Below are 14,676 nucleotides of genomic sequence, written 5' to 3'. Positions count from 1 at the left end.
CATGATTTATGTGATGATTGGTTGAATGACATATTGGAATAGATTTTAATTGGCTTGGTTTATATCATTCAGCTAATAATTTAACTGTATTCCAGTCGGTTTTGCTTTTCTTGGAAATAAGCCAATTTTTAGCATTGATATTGGTTTTGGCTGCTGTTTTATAGGCGGGCATTGTTAAGATAAGTTGGTTTTCATTATCCAAATCTTGTGCATTTTGGTGAATATGAGCAACAACAATAGTGCCGTCACTAAATTCAACGCTAATCGGGGTTGGGAGTGTGCCGCGGTCTGGCAGTTCGTCTTGCTGTTTTAGTTGGCAGCCTGGATATAGATGTGTGTTGGAAATAGAAAAGCCAAAAATAAGATCATTTGCTTGATGGTTACTCATTTTACGTTCCAATTTTGTTATATTCCAATTTTGAAATGATGCAGATGATATTTAAAAAGGGTAGCTTGAGCTTTATACTTGCATTTGCCAAAAATTTCAGGCCACTTTGCAAAACTTGCAGCGGTGGTAATGATGTTTTGAGATGGTGCTAAGGTATAAAATGCCAAAAGGAAATTATCTACCGCACATTTACATTTCTGAATAGATTTTTGTAAATGTGCCGTAGATATGTTTAGGATACCTTAATTGATTACTATTTTAAAAACGATACATGCTAAAGGCTTTTGGATCAATCACTGGTGTTGCGCCCAATAATAGGTCCGCGGCAATTGATGCAGATACTGGGCTTTCTGTCATGCCCCAGCTTGTTGCTGTATTGACAACGAGACCTGGACATTCATTGACCAAAGAAATGATTGGCGATTCATCGGGGGCAACTGCCATAGCGCCGCTCCAGCGATCGATAATTTTTGAATCATTAAAGGCTGGAAACTCTTTTTTAAGGGAAATTAATGACGCATCCAAGTCTTTGATGTCTGGGACGGCGACCATATCACGATTGCTTTCAAATGGCGATTTTTCGTCCAATTTCCAACTGGTTTTTTGAGTGAAGGAATCAAGCAATTGTTTATTGATTGAGATGTGAATGGCAGCGTCAGGTGCAGAAAGGAGCGGAAGATATTTATAACCATAGCCAAATGAATCTTTGACGATGGGAATAACTTCAATGCGCGGTGAGGTTGCATAAGTGCCGTCGGCCTGTTCGCGGAAGAATATATTTCCCGGTAATGCAACATTTGCGCCAGGAAGTCCCTTGCCGCCGGTAATTAATTGTTGTGATTGATAGGCTGGTAGAGTTTCTAGATCGACACCGAGATTTTGCATGAAGAGACGAGACCATGCACCACCGCAAAGGACAACACGTGATGTTTTGATTGAGCCATTTTCGGTTACTACTTCCGATACCGCGCCTGCTTGTTTTTCAATTCCGCGAGCTGCGCATTGAGTGTAAATTTTTACCCCGATTTTTTTGGCATATTCTGCCACTTTAAATGTTGTAATTTCAGGGTCGAGGCTTCCTGAATCTTCTTCAAAACCAGCAATTTTCCAATCGGAAGTGGCGCCTTTTAGACGGTCGTTTAATTCACTACCTTCGATAATACGGGTTTGAAGTGGAATTTCTGTACCGGCTTCTTCCTTGGCTTGCGCTATCCATTTTTTGACATTTTCCAAATCTTCTTCATTAAATGGAACTTCAACACGCCCTTGTGTTCGGTAGCTTGTATCAGCGCCAAGTTTTGCATTCATGTCGCGCCAATGTTTTTTACCTAAATGGTGGAGCATGAATGTTGCGCCTTCCATTTTATAAGTGATGAGCTGCCCATAAAAGCGCGATGATTGCTCGCCGGCAATATTGCCCTTTTCAACGACAACAACCGCTAAACCTTTTTCAGTAAGATTGATGGCGGTCATCAATCCTAATATGCCGCCACCGATAATAACGGCATCAGCGCTTTGCGGAAGAGGTCCTGTTGAGCCGTCAACAAAACCAACCCGTGGCTTTCCGGGAACCAATCTGCCTTCGCGCTGTAGCATGGGGGTGAGAACGCCAACACCGACACCAACAGCACAAATAGCTGCACCGCCCAAAATTAGTTTTCGTCTACTAATATTCATATTCAAACCTCTTTATTGAAGTTATTTCTAATTTATTGGCACGAATTAAAATTGGCCAAAAACAATATATTAGAAATAATTTATGCTATGTTTTGTTGAAATGCATGCTTGCAAATAGGGTTGTAATGCGATGGAAATTATAAGGCTTGAGACTAGAAAATCCCATTTATCTTCCCTGTTTTGGGAAAGAATTTATGCCCAATTTTAGTGCCGCATTTTCCCGATATTGGAAAACTATACTTGGTTTGTCATGATATGTCACCAATACAACACCAATTAGGTGATTACATTATTGTGAGCTTCATGCGAAAATGTGAAAAGCGATCTCATGAGAGCGTTCAATAGAGATTAGTGATTAATCGCTGCCTATGTTTAATGAGCTGCGTTAAGCGAACAAAGTTTGGTGGCTAATGGATAAATTTTTACTTATTAATTAGTTCTACTAATAACTCTAATTACTTTTTATAGCATTCTCAATAAATTATTTAACGGTTATTGATGGGTGAAATCAAATTTGATGCAATTTGATGTTACTGCAATTTGTGAATAATTCTTAAAATGGGCAGATCATTGCGCTGCATCATTGCCGCTAATTAGGAGCTGTTATGAAATATGTAAAATTTGGAGCCACCGGCTTAGATGTATCAAAAATTTGTCTTGGTATGATGAGTTTTGGCCAACCGGGCGAACAAAACGGACTATTTCCGTGGGCTAAAGATTTTGACGCGGGTAAAGAGACGTTTAAAAAGGCAATTGAACTTGGTATTAATTTTTTTGACACCGCCAATGTTTACCAAATGGGAAGCAGTGAAGAGATTACTGGCCAGTATATTAAGGCATTTAATCTTAATCGTGATGAGATTGTTGTGGCATCGAAGGTTAATTTTCCGATGCGCCCTAACCGTCCTAATGGTGGTGGCCTATCACGCAAAAATATTATGACCGAGATTGATCATAGTTTAAAGCGGTTACAATTGGATTATCTTGATGTCTATCAAATTCATCGCTTAGATCATTCCACCCCTTATGAAGAAACCATGGAAGCATTGCATGACGTAGTAAAAAGTGGCAAAGTTCGCTATCTTGGTGCATCTTCCATGCATGCTTGGGAATTTGAGCGATTGCAAAATATTGCTGAAAAGAATAATTGGACCAAATTTATTTCCATGCAAAATCACTATTCGCTAATTCATCGCGAGGAAGAACGGGAAATGATCCCGCTTTGTGTTGATCGCAAAGTGGCGATGATCCCGTGGAGTCCTTTAGCGGGTGGCCGATTAACCCGTCCGTGGCAAACCGCAACCGATCGTTCAAAGATTGATAATGTATCGCCGATGGTTTGGGGTAATAGTGAAAACTTGGATAAGGTGATTGTTGATAATGTTGAGACCTTGACAAAAAAGCGCGGCATTTCCATGGCGCAGCTTAGCCTTGCTTGGATGTTAAGCAAACCGTTTATCACTTCACCAATTATCGGAACAACATCACCCCATCATATTGATGAAGCGGTAAAAGCCCTTGATATTACCCTTAATGATGATGAAATTGAGTTTCTTGAACAAGCTTATAAGCCGCATCCGGTTTTAAGTGTATTTTAAATACTGATTTTTTGGAAGTTATACAGCGGATATTCTATAAGTATAACTTCCATTATTGAGACCTTTGACTTTCTGTGTAAAGCTGTATTTGAACCAATTGACCTAGGGCTTTAATTTCATGGTCATTTTTGAAAAGTTAATTAATTTAAAGCGTATTGATCGAAAATAAAATGTGCGTTTTTAGTATGATTAATATTGGTTTTATCAATATGGTAAAAACTACTTAGTTGCGTTGGTTGTAATATACGGATAAAAACCATTATAAAAATTGATAAACTATAGTGTTGACTTTAAGTGGTTTATCAAAGGGTCAAGAATATTGTTATTCTTATAATCAATGAATTGGATAAAATATAGTGGTAAATAAAATCAGCCAAAATGCTGATGAGGATGTGTTTTTTGGTCATCCATGGCGCGGTATTGTTGTCGTGCTTATCTTTTTGATAGTTGCACCGCCAATGGAATTACTTCTATTTGCGTATTGTCAATATGAGTGGGGTAGTGGTACCAAATTGCTCGTTGAAATGGTTGATGTTTTTAATATTTATTTTTTACCAAATGTAAAAATTTCCTATTCATTTTTTGTTGCGCAAGCAGTTTTAGCTGGGCTTTATTGTGCATTTTTCGTTGCTAGAGGACAGGCTCTTTCATGGCGGCAAGCAGTTATAGCTTTGAGTGTATTGGAGCTTACGACAGAATTTTTGATTGAAATTATAACATTTTACTTTCGGGATATGGCTTTTGATGGTTTGTTATTATTTGTCACCTTGTTACAAGCGATATTTGCAGCTTCCATTTGTTGGCTAATTATACGCCTATTAAAAATTGATCAATTCATAATTTTGAAAAAGAATAAATCGGCTTATTAAAGAAAAAGCTATTTTTTTGTGCTATTGATGATTAATAACATATAAGTAGCGAGCAGATAATTTTATGTAAGCTATGATTGATTATGTGAGCGATTATCAGGTGTGGTTTAATGAGTAATATGACAAATAATTCAAATCCTAACGAGGTTTTTAGCCATCCTTGGCGTGGTATTTTGGTTTTGTCTATTTATTTGGTTATATCGCCACCCTTACAAATGTTGGTATTGGTGTTTTTTGATCATGCTTGGATTGGTGGTTCAGACCTACTGATTGAAATTACGAATGTTTTTAAACAGAATTTTGTCCCTCGATTGATGAGTTCTTATTCACTCTTTATGGCACAGGCTGTTTTTGCAGGTCTTTGGTGTGCTTATGGAGCAGCGCAGGGTAGGGCTTTGAGCCTTGGAACTGCAATCACCTCTTTGGTGGTTACAGGCGTTGTTATTGAGCTAATTACCCAAGTCATTGTTGTGCTTGTAAATCATACTGCTTTTATCCCTATGCTTTTATTAATTGCGGTTGTGCAAGGCATTGTTGCTGGCTTTATTTGTTGGTCGCTTGCGCGCAAGTTAAAATTGGCGCGTCCTGCTGATGATATAAAAAGTTAAAAAACCTTGCCCTGTTTATAGAAGGCGAGATGTTTGAGTTAGCGAAATTGGCTTTAAGGATGCAATTGACGTGGCGGAGTTTTCAAAAGATGCAACATTTTGGTATGCGCGATTGGTGCAGGCCTTGTTTATATTCGCCGGTTGTCTTGTTTTTATGCCGCCGCTATGGGCTTTTATTTATTTAAATATCACGGGTGTTTTTTCTGGTTTTGAGCTATCTTTTTCGCAAATTTTAGCATTGACTTTAATACCTTATCCTAAAAGTTTACTAACCGCTTTGTTTATTGGTTTGGTTTTAGCTTTTCGCAGTGGCACATGGGGGAGCATAAGTCTTTTATTTGCAATTTTAACCAGTTTTATCTGCGCCTTTATTATTATGATAATAACGGCAGTTTTGCAGTATTTTTGGCCGCAATGGATGAATGATACAGGCTTTGGCGGCGAATTTAATTTTGGTTGGTTGGTTGCTTTTGCTGCTAGCGGCGCGCTTTATTATTGGCTTTTGGTGCTTTCTGGGTTTTATGATCGCTATCAAATTGATGAGCGCCCCAATCTTATCGCTGCTTTTTGGGCAGCTTTAACCTATGGTATTTCTACGCCAGTTTTATATTTATTGATCACTGTAAAGCTTGCCTTTGGTAGCGCAATTGCTGCCATTGCTTCTGGCCCGATTAAACAGGTGCAAGTTGAAACGACTGCTTATTTAATAGCGGCGTTGCTAGCCTTTGCTATTGCCAGCCTTATGCGGCGTTTTGGCCGACTTACCCCTTTGGCAATATTGGTTTTGCCGTGGGTGGTTTGTGCTGTTCTTTTATTGCTGCGCTTAATTGCTTTGCCAAGTGAGGTAAGAGGTGATTTAAGCAGTTTTTATATTTGGGTCTTTATATGGCTTGCATTTTTGACTGGCATATTAAGTTTAGTGGTTTTCTATTTGCTTGGCATTATCGGTAAGAGGCAAGGTGACGGTTTAGGCCGAAATATCGCGCTTTATGAAGGGCAAAGCATTTTAGGGTCGGTTATCGCCGCTAGTTTTATATTTGCTGTGATGACGCTTGTTGCGCCGATTATTTTGCATTTTACCAATCAATCTTTGCTCGCTATTTTTATTGGTTATCCACCAATTGGCTATTTATGGCGCAATATTTGGATTGCCTATGTACAAGCTGGTTGTATTTTTGGCGGTTTGTTAGCAATTTCGGTTTTTATGACTGGACGTCTGAAATTTAGTGTATTTTTGGGCTGGGCGATTATTGCCTGTTTGCTTGGCTCTTTATTGCCGATGCGTCCATTTATTTTATCATTTGGCTTTTTCATCGATAATATTGCTTGGCCGATGTTGTCCTATCTTTGTGTAATCATCTTATGTTGGGTGATGATGATAGGGCTTGAGCGCTTTGGGGTGCTTGCGCAACTGCGCAATTATTTGAAAAAAGTTTAACTGCAAATTTCTTATAAAAAGGTGATTTATGGTAAAACGGAGTGCGCCGCGCCGCCGTGCCAATACGCATGGCAATAATATTGAGCGTGAAAAACTTTGCAAAGCAGTTTTGAGCGCGGCAGAAGCTGCTGGCAAACAATTTGGCGATAAGGGGCTTGTTTCTTATTTAGAAGCTCAAGCGATTGCAACGCCTAGTCCTTTTTTGACTTTGCTTGGCAAGGTACTTGCTGAGGATAAATTAAGCAAGGGCGCTAAAATAACCCATATTGAAATTATTGCACCGCAACTTGAAGACGTTGTCCAAAACGCTATTGGCACGTTGGATATAAGTGAAGATAAGGTGTGATGACATGTTGAGGTAATATGATACAACCAAAAAGGGTAAAGTCACCCAAAAATCAAAAATCTATTGCGCAAATTGAGTTGCCGCAAAAGCTTGTTGCGGTTTTTGCAGGTAATGCGCGTTATCGCGGCGCATATGGTGGGCGTGGTTCTGGCAAGACAAGGTCTTTTGCAAAAATGGCGGCAGTGAAAGGTTATCAACTTTCTTGTGCTGGTGAGGAAGGGCTTATCATTATTGGTCGTGAATATATGAATTCCTTGGAAGAATCGTCTTTTGCTGAAGTAAAAGCGGCTATTTTATCGCTGGATTGGCTTGCACGTCATTATGATGTGGGTGAAAAATATATTAGAACCAAAGATGGTCGGATTTCTTTTGCTTTTGTTGGGTTAAAACATCATCTAGATTCGATAAAATCTAAGGCGCGGATCCATCTTTTATGGGTGGATGAAGCAGAAAAATTATCCGAAAGAGCTTGGAGTAAAGCTATTCCTAGTGTGCGCGAAGAAAGTTCTGAAATATGGGTGACTTGGAACCCTGAACGAAAAACAAGTGCAACCCATTGCCGTTTTCGTGAACATCCTCCAAGCGGCGCAAAAATTGTTGAATTGAATTGGCGCGACAATCCGTGGTTTCCTGAAGTTTTAAATTTGGAACGCTTGGAAGACAAGCAAAAGCGACCAGAGCAATATGCCCATATTTGGGAGGGTGATTTTATTGGGGCGGCGGAAGGCGCTTATTTTGCTAAATCTTTGTTGACAGCTCGTGAAGAAGGGCGCATTGGCCATGTCGCGCGCGATCCTTTAATGAGTGTTAAAGCTTTTTGGGATATTGGCGGTACGGGCGCGCGTGCGGATGCAACGGCCATTTGGATAGCGCAATTTATTGGGCGTGAAATTAGGGTTTTAAATTATTATGAAGCGCAAGGTCAGCCACTTTCTGCCCATATTGATTGGCTGCGGCAAAACTCTTACGGTGATGCGCAGATGGTTTTGCCCCATGATGGGGTGACCCGTGATCGAGTACATGATGTTAGTTTTGCCGGTAGCCTGCGTGACGCAGGCTTTTTTGTTGATATTGTTCCCAATCAAGGGGTAGGGGCGGCGCGATTGCGTATTGAAGCAGTGCGGCGTTTATTTAATGCTATTTGGTTTCATGAAGAAACAACTAAAGCGGGGATTGATGCTCTTGGCTGGTATCATGAAAAGCGTGATGATAACCGCCAAATTGGTCTTGGGCCAGAGCATGATTGGTCAAGCCATGGCGCTGATGCTTTTGGCTTAATGTGCGTGGCTTATGAAGCGCCAAATGACAAACAGTTAAGCCAACGCTATCAAAATGGTCGATATAATTCATCATCATGGATGGCCGGCTAAAAGAGTTGAGCCAATTTATTTTTTTGGCGCTGCGATAAATATTTTCAAGGATTATAAGATGGATAGAAATGAACATGCTGACTTTAGCGTGCATGATATTGCTGCGTCTAAAGATACTGACAAAGAGCTTGGCAATGAAGCATTAACTCAAAAACTCATTGGCTGGTTTCAAGAAGACATTGCCCATTGTGCTGCATGGCGTGTTCATGCCCGTGAAGATTATGCTTTTTATAATGGTGAGCAATGGGCGGCTGAAGATATGGCGGTTTTGCGTGAACAGCGCCGACCTGTAATGACGTTTAACCGCGTTGCACCACTGGTTAATGCCGTGATTGGCTCGGAAATTAATAATCGCCGGCAAGTGCGTTATATCCCGCGCGAAATTGGTGATAGTATTGCTAATGAATTATTAACTGGTGCTGGTGAGTGGTTCCGCGATCAATCGGGCGCGGAAGACGAAGATTCTGATGCTTTTGCCGATACAGTAATTTGTGGCATGGGGTGGACGGATACGCGGCTTGATTTTGAAAATAATCCCGATGGTGATCCATTAGTTCAGCGTTTGGATCCTTTAAAAATGGTTTGGGATTGCGGTGCTGTGAAAGCAAATTTGGGTGATGCGCGGCGGCTTTGGTATGTTGATGAAAAGCCGCTTGAAGATGTTAAAGCGATGTTTCCTAATATTGATAGTGAGCTTCTTCATGCTGACTGGGCTAAGACTTTGGCCCATGATCCACAAGGCGCGCATATTCATCAAGCTGGTTCTGCTTATAATGACAATAATGATTATGGATTTTCAAAAGATGATAGGGGCCGTAAAATGTGCACTTTGGTGGAGTGCCGCTATGTTGAGCGTGAGAATTTTTATCGTGGCCCCGATTTATTAACGGGGAACCCGCGTGAATATAGCCAATTGGAACTAAATGAAATTTTAAAGCGATTTAAGGACTTTCCCTTTATTAAACAAAGCCGCAAAGTTGTAAAACGCGCATTTTTAGGGCGCACTTTACTGGCTCCGCCGGATAGCCCTTTGGCACCTAAAGGCATGTTTGGCTGGGAATGTATTACCGGCTATTATGATCGTATGAAGCGGCAGTTTTATGGGGTTGTCCGTCCGGCAAAGGATCCGCAACGCTGGTCAAATAAATTTTTTAGCCAAGTGATGTATTTGCTAAACAGTCAAGCCAAGGGCGGTATTATGGCTGAGCGCGGTGCATTTGAGGATGACCGTCAAGCGGAGGATAGTTTGGCGCGTGCCGACCAAGTGACCTGGATGCGCAATGGGGCTTTATCTGGTAATGCTGCGCGTATCCAACCAAAGCCAGTGGCACAATTTCCATCCGGCTTTTTTACTTTGTTTAATGAAAGCAAAGAAGCTTTGACGCAGGTGACTGGCTTGTCGCCAGAATTTATTGGTACGCGAGAAGTGAACCAACCGGGGGTTTTGGAAGCACAAAGACGCCAATCATCTTTAAACCTTTTGGCGTCTTTGTTTAATTCGCTGCGCCGCTACCGCAAACGCCAAGGAACCATTGTTCTTTATCTTTTGCAAAATTACCTATCGGATGGGCGGCTTGTGCGTATTATTGGTGAAGATAAAAGCCAATATGTGCCGTTAACGCGCGACACCATTGCCAATAGGAGTTATGATATTATTGTTGATGATGCGCCGACTAGCCCTAATGAAAAAGAACGCACCTTTGCAATTATTCAGCAAATGTTGCCGATTTTACGCGACTATATTACGCCAGAAATTGGTATGGAAATATTGCGCTATTCGCCGCTGCCAGCGTCGCTAATTGACCGTTGGCAACGTTTGTCGGCAGCACAAAAAGAGGCAATGCCAGAGCAAAATACGGCTTCTTCTGAAGCAGATATAAAATTGCAAGGTTTGCAAGCCGATATTGCTGGGAAAACTGCCAAACAACGCCTTGAAGTTGAGGCAAAAAGCATTGATCTTTACATGAAGCAATTGGAAGCAGAAGCAAAAGCGCGTGATCTTGCTTTAAAAGCGGCAAGTGACGCGCAGAGCCTTGCTGTTGCGCAGGAAAGAAATGCTATTGCTCGTCAGCGAGTAAATAACCAACGCGCCAATTCTTAAATAGCAGCGTCAACTTTTAATTGAAAATTCCTCTTTGATGACATGCAGCCCTTTGCTGCAATGAATAAGGATGTCAAAATGCAAGAAGCAGATGTAGTTTTAAATGATGTTGAACAGGCCTATTTTGAAAGCCGTGGCGCCACCGGATTAGTAAATGAAAGTGGGGAGCGAGATGAAAGCGCAATAGATGTGGGGGAGTTGGATAATAGTGCGCTGAATGACAAGACTTCCAAAGAACCTAATATGCAAAAAACGGTGCCTCATGCAGCTTTGCATGCCGAGCGGGAGGAGCATAAAAAGACGAGGGCTTTGTTAAGTGAATTACGTGAAGAGGCAGAATTACTAAAGTCTTTATTAGATACAACATCGCAAAAAAAATCACTCAATAATGAGAGTGATGTTCCGCCTGATCCAGAAAAGGATTTTATTGGTTTTACCCGTTGGCAAGCTAATGAAATTAAGCGGTTGCGTGAGGATATGGCAGCTGAAAAACAACGCGAAAATGATGCACGACAACAAGTTGAAACCGAAAATGCTTTATGGGGACAATGGAGTAATGCGCTTAGCCAATCACGCAGCGAGATTGGTGATTTAGATACAGCTTTGAATTTTTTAGGGCAAGCGCGGGATAATCAATTAAAAGCATTAGCTGGTATTGATGGACGGTTTAATGATGCTGGTTTTAGAACAAACCAAATGCGCAATGAACTGCGCGATATTGTTGCTGCAAGCTTAAAGCAAGGTGAAAATCCAGCCAAAGCCTTATATGAAGTGGCCAAAGGCTATGGCTATGGGGGACAAAATGGTGCGCGTTTCAAGGCTTTGGGTGAAGCGCAAAATGCCGCGCGAACTCTTGCAGCAACCAATGGCCGCGATGCCGGTGATCCAATGTTGCTAGAAACGCTTGCCGGACTTTCAGAAGCGGAGTTTGCCAAATGGTATGATAATAATCGCGATAATTTCCGCAAAATGTTTGGTGGCTGATATTTAGTTTTTTGGCATCGTTGATGAAAACATGTCTGTAAAATTTGATTAAGTTTTATAGGCATGTTTTGATAACTAATTTATGAATTATTCTAATATAAGTTATTGATTTAATTTTAAATTTTATGTTGCAATTTTCTAAAAAATCCATTTCTTAGACTATATTACTATTTTTCTTAGTGGTAAGTTGCTATTTAATGGAGATATTTTATGAATAAAAAAAGTATTTTTGCATTTCTCGCAATAAGTCTTGTAAGTTTAACCAATTATGCAGTAGGTGAAGAACGTAAAGTTCCAGAACGAATATTGCCAGTTCCATCGACTGTAAGTGATCAAGCAAAGGTTTTGATCGGTGTGTCGCCATCACCACTAATGCTTGAAACACCAAAAACAGCGGATGAGTGGCGGCAATGGGTGGCTGAAAATGCCAAGCAGCTCCAAGAAGCTATGCCAGTATTCAAAAAGGCCTTTGGTGTTGAGGTAGAAAAGTCTCAAATTGCTAATGTTCCTGTTTTTATTGTGACGCCAAAGGTTATAAAACCTGAAAATAAAAACCGCATTATTTTACATTTTCACGGTGGTGGATATGTGCTTAATCCCGGTGAAATTGGCGCTTTTGAAGCGATAGAATTGGCAGGGCTTGGTGGTTATAAAGTGATTTCAGTGGATTATCGTATGGCTCCTGATTATCCTTATCCTGCCGCAATGGATGATGCTTTTGCGGTTTATAGTGCTTTGGTTAAACAGCATGATCCAAAGAAAATTGGTGTTTTTGGATCATCAACGGGTGGTGGTATGACTTTGGCGCTTATTTTGCGTGCCAAATCTGAACACATTGTGTTGCCTGCAGCAATTGCACCTGCTACCCCGTGGTCTGATTTAACTAAGACAGGTGATAGTTATTTTGTTAATGAAGGGGTTGATAATGTGCTTGTGCGCTATGATGGCTGGCTTAAGGGGGCAGCTGAAATTTATGCTAATGGCCATGATATGAAAGACCCGCAATTATCGCCTGTTTATGGGGATTATCATGATTTTCCACCAACTTTATTGACTAGCGGCACTAGGGATTTGTTTTTAAGCAATACGGTGCGTGTGCATCGCAAATTGATTGAAGCTGGAGTTGAAACGGACTTAGTTGTTTTTGAGGGACTTTCACATGTGCAATTCTTATTTGGGCCAATGCCTGAAATGACCGAGCATTTTGGAGATGTCAGCCGGTTTTTTGATAAGCATCTGCAAAAATAAGTTGAACTATAAGCTTTATATCCGATTAAAGAAAAAATGCGCTGGTGAAAGCCAGTGCATTTTTTCTTTGCAAATCTAAGATAGCCGTGAGATTTGTTTATTAAAGGCTTTCGTTTCGCAAAAGACGTATTTTTGCAATTTGTTTTTGTGATCTTATGCTTGCAAAAGCAGGACTTTATAAAGCTTGATTAAAGCTGCGCTTATTGCTGCGTTAAGCAATCACCTATCAAAATTTAAAAGTTTAAAAGGCAGTTTTGCCCATAATTGGGCATGGGCCTCATTTGTTGGGTGTTTATTTTTTCCAATTCATTTTTAGGAGAAACAGCACATGGCTGTAACCAATATTGATGTCAATAATCCTTTGGCGGTTAAAACCTGGTCGCGTCAGCTTGCGGCAGAAATTTCAAAAGCGACAGCGATTGCGCCGCTGATTGGCACATCATCTAGCAGTATTATCCAATTAAAGGATGAGACTTCCAAAGGAGCGGGCGATAAGGTGACTTTTGGGCTGCGCCGCCAATTAATTGGTGATGGTGTAACTGAAGGCACCGAGCTTGAGGGGCGTGAAGAAGCCTTGAGCACTTATAGTGACAGTTTGATGCTTAACGAACTTGCCCATGCCGTACGGGTAAAAAATGATGGCACGATTGATGCGCAGCGCGTGCCGTTTAACTTGCGTGAAGAAGCCAATGCTGGTCTGGTTGATTGGTATGCCGACCGCTTGTCAATGACAGCATTTTTGCATCTTTGTGGTTATACTGGCAAAACACTTAATTTTGAAGGGAATTCGCTAACCCTATCATCGGTTCATTATGGTTTTAACCAACCAACAGCGCCGACGGTTAACCGCGTTTTCCGTGCCAATAACAAAGCCAATGAAGCAGCACTTGCGGTGGCAGATAGCTTTAACCTTTCTTTGATTGATCGGGCTGTCGAAAAGGCGAAACTTGCCAATCCTAAAATTCGTCCAGTGCGTATGAATGGTGAAAATGTTTATGTGCTTTATTTGCACCCAACACAGGTGACATCATTGCGTACCAATACATCTGCGGGTCAGTGGCTTGATATTCAAAAAGCTGCCTATATGGGATCTCGGTCAAAAAATCCGATTTTTGATGGTTCACTGGGTATGTATAATGGCGTTATCTTGCGCGAAGCTGAACATATTATGCCTGGCCTTAGCGATACTGGTGTTGAATTGCCGAATGTGCGCCGTGCGGTTTTACTTGGTGGGCAAGCCGGTGTTATTGCTTTTGGTAAGGATCGCTCTGCTGAAAAATATAAGTTGGTTGAAGAGTTGTTTGATTATCAACGCGAATTAGGTGTTGCTGCAAAAACTGTTTTTGGCTTTAAGAAAACAGTGTTCAATAATGAAGACTTTGGTTCCATCGTTATTTCCACCTATGCCGCACCTGCATAATAACATGATTTAAATTATGGTAAGGGCAGGCAAACCTTGCCCTTACTTTAAGGGAGATAATAATTTTGCCATTTTAAAAACTAAATTCTATTTAATAATAAAAATTATAATAAAAATGGCGAATATATTGTGAATATTATTTTTAAAATAGCTTTTATCACTTTTTTGTCTTTTTCGCTTGTCAATGTGAATATGGCTTTTTCTCAAAATGTTAATAAAACTGATTTGATAGGAAAATGCTTTTATCAAATTATAAAAGATTCTGAAGATGTATATTTAGATCCACTTTGTTTTGAGGAAAAAATTTTTAAAATACCGCGCTATGTGAATAGTCTTTTACCTGACGGTAGCCAAGAGCATGGTTATTTTTATATGTATTGGCATGATTGGTTTATAAAAGATAATCAATTATTTTTTCGCAAGCCTAACAATAATGGTGCAGGTTCATGTGTCATAACACTTGAAAAAGAGATATTAACATTTGTTCGATGCGAAAATGAATGGGCAACACTTAGAGGCAGATGGCGGCAGGGAGAAGTAAAAAACGATTTATAGCATTTGTAGTGAAAGATGAAATAAACTTTTATGCCTTTGCAATGCAATAACGAAAATTACTGAAATAGAGGTAT

13 protein-coding genes are annotated in these 14,676 nt (G+C 40.5%); 11 read left to right on the top strand and 2 right to left on the bottom strand.

Annotated features, from left to right (window positions below):
- Positions 1-64: 64 nt before the first annotated feature.
- Both H3299_RS12400 and H3299_RS12395 read right to left on the bottom strand, forming a co-directional pair.
- On the bottom strand, positions 65-388 hold the full coding sequence (locus tag H3299_RS12400) for a hypothetical protein (protein WP_182417957.1): 324 nt from the start codon (positions 386-388) through the stop codon (positions 65-67).
- Between the two features lie 258 nt (positions 389-646).
- A complete protein-coding gene (locus tag H3299_RS12395) occupies positions 647-2,065 on the bottom strand; it encodes an FAD-binding oxidoreductase (protein WP_182417956.1) in 1,419 nt (472 codons plus the stop codon).
- 605 nt (positions 2,066-2,670) lie between these two features.
- Here H3299_RS12395 and H3299_RS12390 point away from each other — a divergent pair.
- The 11 genes from H3299_RS12390 (at position 2,671) to H3299_RS12340 (ending at position 14,602) form a co-directional block, all read left to right on the top strand.
- A complete protein-coding gene (locus H3299_RS12390) occupies positions 2,671-3,663 on the top strand; it encodes an aldo/keto reductase (protein ID WP_182417955.1) in 993 nt (330 codons plus the stop codon).
- Positions 3,664-4,019: 356 nt separating this feature from the next.
- Entirely contained in the window at positions 4,020-4,532 is a 513-nt protein-coding gene (locus H3299_RS12385; protein WP_182417954.1) for a hypothetical protein, read from the top strand.
- Positions 4,533-4,642: 110 nt separating this feature from the next.
- A complete protein-coding gene (locus H3299_RS12380) occupies positions 4,643-5,140 on the top strand; it encodes a hypothetical protein (protein ID WP_182417953.1) in 498 nt (165 codons plus the stop codon).
- 70 nt (positions 5,141-5,210) lie between these two features.
- A complete protein-coding gene (locus H3299_RS12375; protein WP_182417952.1) occupies positions 5,211-6,578 on the top strand; it encodes a hypothetical protein in 1,368 nt (455 codons plus the stop codon).
- A 28-nt stretch (positions 6,579-6,606) separates the two neighbouring features.
- On the top strand, positions 6,607-6,924 hold the full coding sequence (locus tag H3299_RS12370; protein WP_182417951.1) for a hypothetical protein: 318 nt from the start codon (positions 6,607-6,609) through the stop codon (positions 6,922-6,924).
- A 17-nt stretch (positions 6,925-6,941) separates the two neighbouring features.
- Positions 6,942-8,294, top strand: a complete 1,353-nt coding sequence (locus H3299_RS12365; RefSeq protein WP_182417950.1) for a PBSX family phage terminase large subunit — start codon at positions 6,942-6,944, stop codon at positions 8,292-8,294.
- A 58-nt stretch (positions 8,295-8,352) separates the two neighbouring features.
- On the top strand, positions 8,353-10,395 hold the full coding sequence (locus H3299_RS12360; protein WP_182417949.1) for a phage portal protein: 2,043 nt from the start codon (positions 8,353-8,355) through the stop codon (positions 10,393-10,395).
- A gap of 78 nt (positions 10,396-10,473) precedes the next feature.
- Positions 10,474-11,379: a hypothetical protein gene (locus H3299_RS12355; RefSeq protein ID WP_182417948.1), complete on the top strand. Its 906-nt coding sequence runs from the start codon at positions 10,474-10,476 to the stop codon at positions 11,377-11,379.
- Positions 11,380-11,589: 210 nt separating this feature from the next.
- A complete protein-coding gene (locus H3299_RS12350) occupies positions 11,590-12,627 on the top strand; it encodes an alpha/beta hydrolase (protein ID WP_182417947.1) in 1,038 nt (345 codons plus the stop codon).
- 328 nt (positions 12,628-12,955) lie between these two features.
- Positions 12,956-14,047, top strand: a complete 1,092-nt coding sequence (locus tag H3299_RS12345) for a N4-gp56 family major capsid protein (protein WP_182417946.1) — start codon at positions 12,956-12,958, stop codon at positions 14,045-14,047.
- A gap of 129 nt (positions 14,048-14,176) precedes the next feature.
- Positions 14,177-14,602 (top strand): hypothetical protein, encoded by a 426-nt coding sequence (locus tag H3299_RS12340; protein ID WP_182417945.1) that lies wholly within the window; start codon positions 14,177-14,179, stop codon positions 14,600-14,602.
- The last annotated feature ends 74 nt before the right edge of the window (positions 14,603-14,676 follow it).

The organism is Bartonella sp. HY038 (assembly GCF_014117425.1).
GTDB lineage: Bacteria > Pseudomonadota > Alphaproteobacteria > Rhizobiales > Rhizobiaceae > HY038.
Note: the sequence above shows the minus strand (reverse complement) of the source record. Positions and strands in the feature narration are given on the sequence as shown.

What these genes read in the sequence shown, in the direction of transcription:
- H3299_RS12400 (WP_182417957.1), bottom strand. Translation starts at nt 388, where the DNA reads ATGAGTAACCATCAAGCAAATGATCTTATTTTTGGCTTTTCTATTTCC.
- H3299_RS12395 (WP_182417956.1), bottom strand. Translation starts at nt 2,065, where the DNA reads ATGAATATTAGTAGACGAAAACTAATTTTGGGCGGTGCAGCTATTTGT.
- H3299_RS12390 (WP_182417955.1), top strand. Translation starts at nt 2,671, where the DNA reads ATGAAATATGTAAAATTTGGAGCCACCGGCTTAGATGTATCAAAAATT.
- H3299_RS12380 (WP_182417953.1), top strand. Translation starts at nt 4,643, where the DNA reads ATGAGTAATATGACAAATAATTCAAATCCTAACGAGGTTTTTAGCCAT.
- H3299_RS12370 (WP_182417951.1), top strand. Translation starts at nt 6,607, where the DNA reads ATGGTAAAACGGAGTGCGCCGCGCCGCCGTGCCAATACGCATGGCAAT.
- H3299_RS12365 (WP_182417950.1), top strand. Translation starts at nt 6,942, where the DNA reads ATGATACAACCAAAAAGGGTAAAGTCACCCAAAAATCAAAAATCTATT.
- H3299_RS12360 (WP_182417949.1), top strand. Translation starts at nt 8,353, where the DNA reads ATGGATAGAAATGAACATGCTGACTTTAGCGTGCATGATATTGCTGCG.
- H3299_RS12355 (WP_182417948.1), top strand. Translation starts at nt 10,474, where the DNA reads ATGCAAGAAGCAGATGTAGTTTTAAATGATGTTGAACAGGCCTATTTT.
- H3299_RS12350 (WP_182417947.1), top strand. Translation starts at nt 11,590, where the DNA reads ATGAATAAAAAAAGTATTTTTGCATTTCTCGCAATAAGTCTTGTAAGT.
- H3299_RS12345 (WP_182417946.1), top strand. Translation starts at nt 12,956, where the DNA reads ATGGCTGTAACCAATATTGATGTCAATAATCCTTTGGCGGTTAAAACC.